The 3,750-nt window shown below is 69.9% G+C and carries 6 protein-coding genes; 3 read left to right on the forward strand and 3 right to left on the reverse strand.

Translation table 11 applies throughout. The features are described from left to right. The 3 genes from WA805_RS17305 to purS all read right to left on the reverse strand — a co-directional run. The coding region (locus WA805_RS17305; protein ID WP_425242847.1) for a hypothetical protein at positions 1-236 on the reverse strand (236 nt) is incomplete at its 3' end. Then, on the reverse strand, positions 233-919 hold the full coding sequence (purQ, locus tag WA805_RS17310) for a phosphoribosylformylglycinamidine synthase subunit PurQ (RefSeq protein WP_422338665.1): 687 nt from the start codon (positions 917-919) through the stop codon (positions 233-235). The genes WA805_RS17305 and purQ, both read right to left, overlap by 4 nt. A 16-nt stretch (positions 920-935) precedes the next feature. Then, the gene (gene purS, locus WA805_RS17315) at positions 936-1,178 is read right to left on the reverse strand and encodes a phosphoribosylformylglycinamidine synthase subunit PurS (RefSeq protein WP_422287040.1); all 243 of its coding nucleotides are present in this window, start codon (positions 1,176-1,178) and stop codon (positions 936-938) included. A 91-nt stretch (positions 1,179-1,269) separates the two neighbouring features. Between purS and pdhA the strand changes: the two genes are divergently transcribed. The 3 genes from pdhA to WA805_RS17330 all read left to right on the forward strand — a co-directional run. Beyond that, entirely contained in the window at positions 1,270-2,379 is a 1,110-nt protein-coding gene (gene pdhA / locus WA805_RS17320; RefSeq protein ID WP_422272172.1) for a pyruvate dehydrogenase (acetyl-transferring) E1 component subunit alpha, read from the forward strand. Continuing rightward, positions 2,376-3,359: an alpha-ketoacid dehydrogenase subunit beta gene (locus WA805_RS17325; protein WP_422272174.1), complete on the forward strand. Its 984-nt coding sequence runs from the start codon at positions 2,376-2,378 to the stop codon at positions 3,357-3,359. Before pdhA ends, WA805_RS17325 begins: the two co-directional genes overlap by 4 nt. Before the next feature lie 15 nt (positions 3,360-3,374). Further along, the coding region (locus WA805_RS17330; RefSeq protein WP_425242848.1) for a biotin/lipoyl-containing protein at positions 3,375-3,750 on the forward strand (376 nt) is incomplete at its 3' end.

The raw sequence follows: 3,750 nt of genomic DNA on the forward strand, positions 1-3,750 counted from the left end.
AGCTTCCGCGCCTGCTCTTCATTCGGCGCGAGGCGCTTGAGGTGCACCTTGGAGGACTTGTACGAGCAGTGCTCGCTCCACATGACCGAGTAGAGCGCCAGCTCCGCGGCGGTCGGGCGGCGGCCGAGGATGTCCTTGATCTTCGCGTACTCGCCGGCGGTGAGGCCCAGCTCGGCGAACGGCTGCGGCTGCTCAGGAGTGCCGGCCGCCACCTCCACGGTGTCCTTGTCGCTCACCTGCCCGCTCCCGCGAAGGCCTGAAGGACCGAGGTGAAGAACCCGAGCCCGTCACCGGACGGACCCGTGAGCGGGTCGATCGCGTGCTCGGGGTGCGGCATCAGCCCGACCACGTTGCCCGCCTCGTTGCAGACGCCCGCGATGCCGCGGGCACTGCCATTTGGAGCAGGGCCGTTCGGGGCAGCGCTGGCGTAACGGACGACGACGCGGCCCGTCCTGTCGAGCTCGTCGAGTGTCGCGGGGTCGGCGGCGTAGGCGCCTTCGCCGCTCTTCAGCGGGACGAGGAGCTGCTGCCCTGGCGCGTAGCCGCTGGTCCACGCGGTGTCCGTGTTCGCCACCGTCAGCCGCACGTCGCGGGTGATGAACCGCAGCCCGGCGTTCCTGGTGAGCGCGCCAGGCAGCAGGTGCGCCTCGCACAGGATCTGGAAGCCGTTGCAGATGCCGAGCACTGGCAGGCCCGACCGCGCCGCGGGGACCAGCTCCGCCATCACCGGCGAGAACCGGGCGATCGCGCCGCAGCGCAGGTAGTCGCCGTAGGAGAAGCCGCCGGGAAGGATGACCGCGTCCACGCCGCGCAGGTCACGGTCGGCGTGCCACAGCGGCACCGGCTCCGCTCCGGCGTACCGCACCGCGCGGGCCGCATCGGTGTCGTCGAGCGATCCAGGAAACGTCACAACACCTATCCGCACGTCGCGAAGCCTACCCTGGGCTGACAGTGAACTCTTCGATCACCGGGTTGGCCAGCAGCTCGCGGGCGAGCTCCTCGATCGCGGCGAGCGCGGCGCTGTCCGCCGGACCGTCGATCTCGAGCTCGAACCGTTTTCCCTGGCGAACCGCGGTCACGCCGCCGAAGCCCAGGCGGTGGCTCGCGCTGAGCACCGCCTCGCCCTGCGGGTCGTGAATCTCGGGCTTGAGCATTACGTCGACGATCACACGGGCCACGTATCCTCCCAGGGCAAACAGGGCATATATCGTCAGGTCATGAGGCGGCGTTGGCGATCCCAGCGCCAGGCCTCCCCGAAAGGAGTGGCACGTGACCGTCGAAACCGGCGGTGCGACCACAGTCGCGCCGCAAGACAGTGAGCTTATCCAGCTACTGACCCCCGAAGGCGAGCGGATCGAACACCCCGAGTACCCGTTCCCCGACGACGCAGATCTCAAAGGCATGTACCGGGACATGGTGCTTGTCCGGCGAATCGACACCGAGGCCATCGCGCTGCAGCGCCAGGGAGAACTGGGCCTCTGGGCGTCCCTGCTCGGCCAGGAAGCGGCCCAGGTCGGGTCGGGCCGGGCCTTGTCGCCCAACGACATGGCGTTCCCTTCCTACCGCGAGCACGGCGTCGCGTGGTGCCGGGGCCTGGACCCGGTGCGACTGCTGGAGCTGTTCCGCGGCGTCAACGGTGGCGCCTGGGATCCGGAGGAGCACAAGTTCCACCTGTACACGATCGTGATCGGCGACCAGACGCTGCACGCGACCGGGTACGCGATGGGCATCCAGCGCGACACCGCCGAGGACGAGGCGGTGATCGTTTACTTCGGCGACGGCGCGACCAGCCAGGGCGACGTGAGCGAGGCCTTCGCCTGGGCGTCCGTCTACAACACCCCCGTGGTGTTCTTCTGCCAGAACAACCAGTACGCGATCTCCGCGCCGCAGGAGCGGCAGAGCCGCGTCCCGCTTTATCAGCGGTCGCGCGGGTTCGGCTTCCCCGGCGTCCAGGTCGACGGTAACGACGTGCTGGCCTGCTACGCCGTGACCAAGCAGGCGCTGCGCGCGGCGCACGAGGGCCAGGGGCCCACGCTCATCGAGGCGTTCACCTACCGGATGGGCGCGCACACCACCACCGACGACCCCACCAGGTACCGGCTGGCCAGCGAACTCGAGGCGTGGCGACTGCGGGACCCGATCGAGCGCGTGCGGTCGTACCTGGCCCGCAGCGGCCAGGCCAACGCCGCCTTCTTCGAGCAGATCGAGACGGAAGCCGCGGAACTGGGCACGCGCCTCCGCGCGGCCTGCCGCGAGCTGCCCGACCCGCCGCCGATGGCGATGTTCGACCACGTGTACACAGGCGCGAACGCGATCCTTGACGCCGATCGCGCCGGCTACGAGGCGTACCTGGACGGGTTCGAGGAGGCGGCACGATGACGAGGCTCACGCTCTCGAAGGCGATTAACGAGGGGCTGCGCCGGGCACTGGAAGACGACCCCAAAGCCATGATCATGGGCGAGGACGTCGGCAGGCTCGGCGGCGTGTTCCGGGTCACCGACGGGCTGCAGAAAGACTTCGGCGAGCACCGGGTGATGGATACCCCGCTCGCCGAATCCGGCATCATCGGCACCGCGATCGGGCTCGCGCTGCGCGGCTACCGCCCGGTCTGCGAGATCCAGTTCGACGGCTTCGTCTACCCGGCCACCGACCAGATCGTCAGCCAGCTCGCCAAGATGCACTACCGGTCGCAAGGCAAGGTGAAGCTGCCGGTCGTGATCCGGATCCCGTTCGGCGGCGGCATCGGCGCGGTCGAGCATCACAGCGAGTCCCCCGAGGTCTTCTTCGCCCACACGGCCGGGCTGCGGGTAGTGGCCTGCGCCGACGCAGCGGACGCCTTCGCGATGATCCAGCTGGCCATCGCCTCCGACGACCCGGTGATCTTCTTCGAGCCGAAGCGGCGGTACTGGGACAAGGGCGAGGTCGACACCGCCGCGCCGCTCGAGGACGCGCTGCCGCTCGACAAGGCGCGCATCGTGGTGGCCGGGGACGACGTGACCGTGCTCAGCTACGGGCCGCTGGTCAGGACCTGCGCAGAGGCCGCGTCCGCCGCCCGCGAAGACGGCAGGTCAATCGAGGTGATCGACCTGCGATCGCTGTCGCCGCTGGACATGGAGACCATCGCCGCGTCCGTGTCGCGGACCGGCCGCTGCGTGGTCACGCACGAGGCGCCCGTGTACGCGGGGCTCGGCGCCGAGATCGCCGCCCGGGTGACCGAGCGGTGCTTCTACCAGCTGGAGGCGCCGGTGCTGCGAGTCGGCGGCTTCGCCATCCCGTACCCGCCGGCCCGGATGGAGGACCACTACCTGCCCGACCTGGACCGCATCCTGGACGCCGTCGACCGTACATTCGACTTCTGACCCGGAGAGCACAGCATGAACAAGGAGTTCAAGCTCCCCGACGTCGGGGAGGGCCTGACCGAGGCCGACATCGTCTCCTGGCACGTCAAGCCGGGCGACACGATCGAGGACGGCCAGGTCATCGTGGAGATCGAGACAGCGAAGGCGGTCGTCGAGCTGCCCAGCCCGTACGCGGGTACCGTCACCGGACTGCTGGTGGAAGAGGGGCAGACCGTCGACGTGGGCACGCCGATCATCGCGGTCGACGTGGGCGGCACGGACGGGGCGGCCAGCAAGCCGATGGCCGAGCCTGCCACCGCCGAGCCTGCCACCGCGGAGGCCGCCGCCGCGCAGGCCGCTGTGCAGGCCGCCACCGAGCCCGGTGCCACTGAGCCAGCCGGTGCCACTGAGC

Origin of the sequence: Trebonia sp. (genome assembly GCF_049794275.1) — a bacterium.
In the GTDB taxonomy this organism is placed as follows: Bacteria; Actinomycetota; Actinomycetes; order Streptosporangiales; family Streptosporangiaceae; genus Trebonia.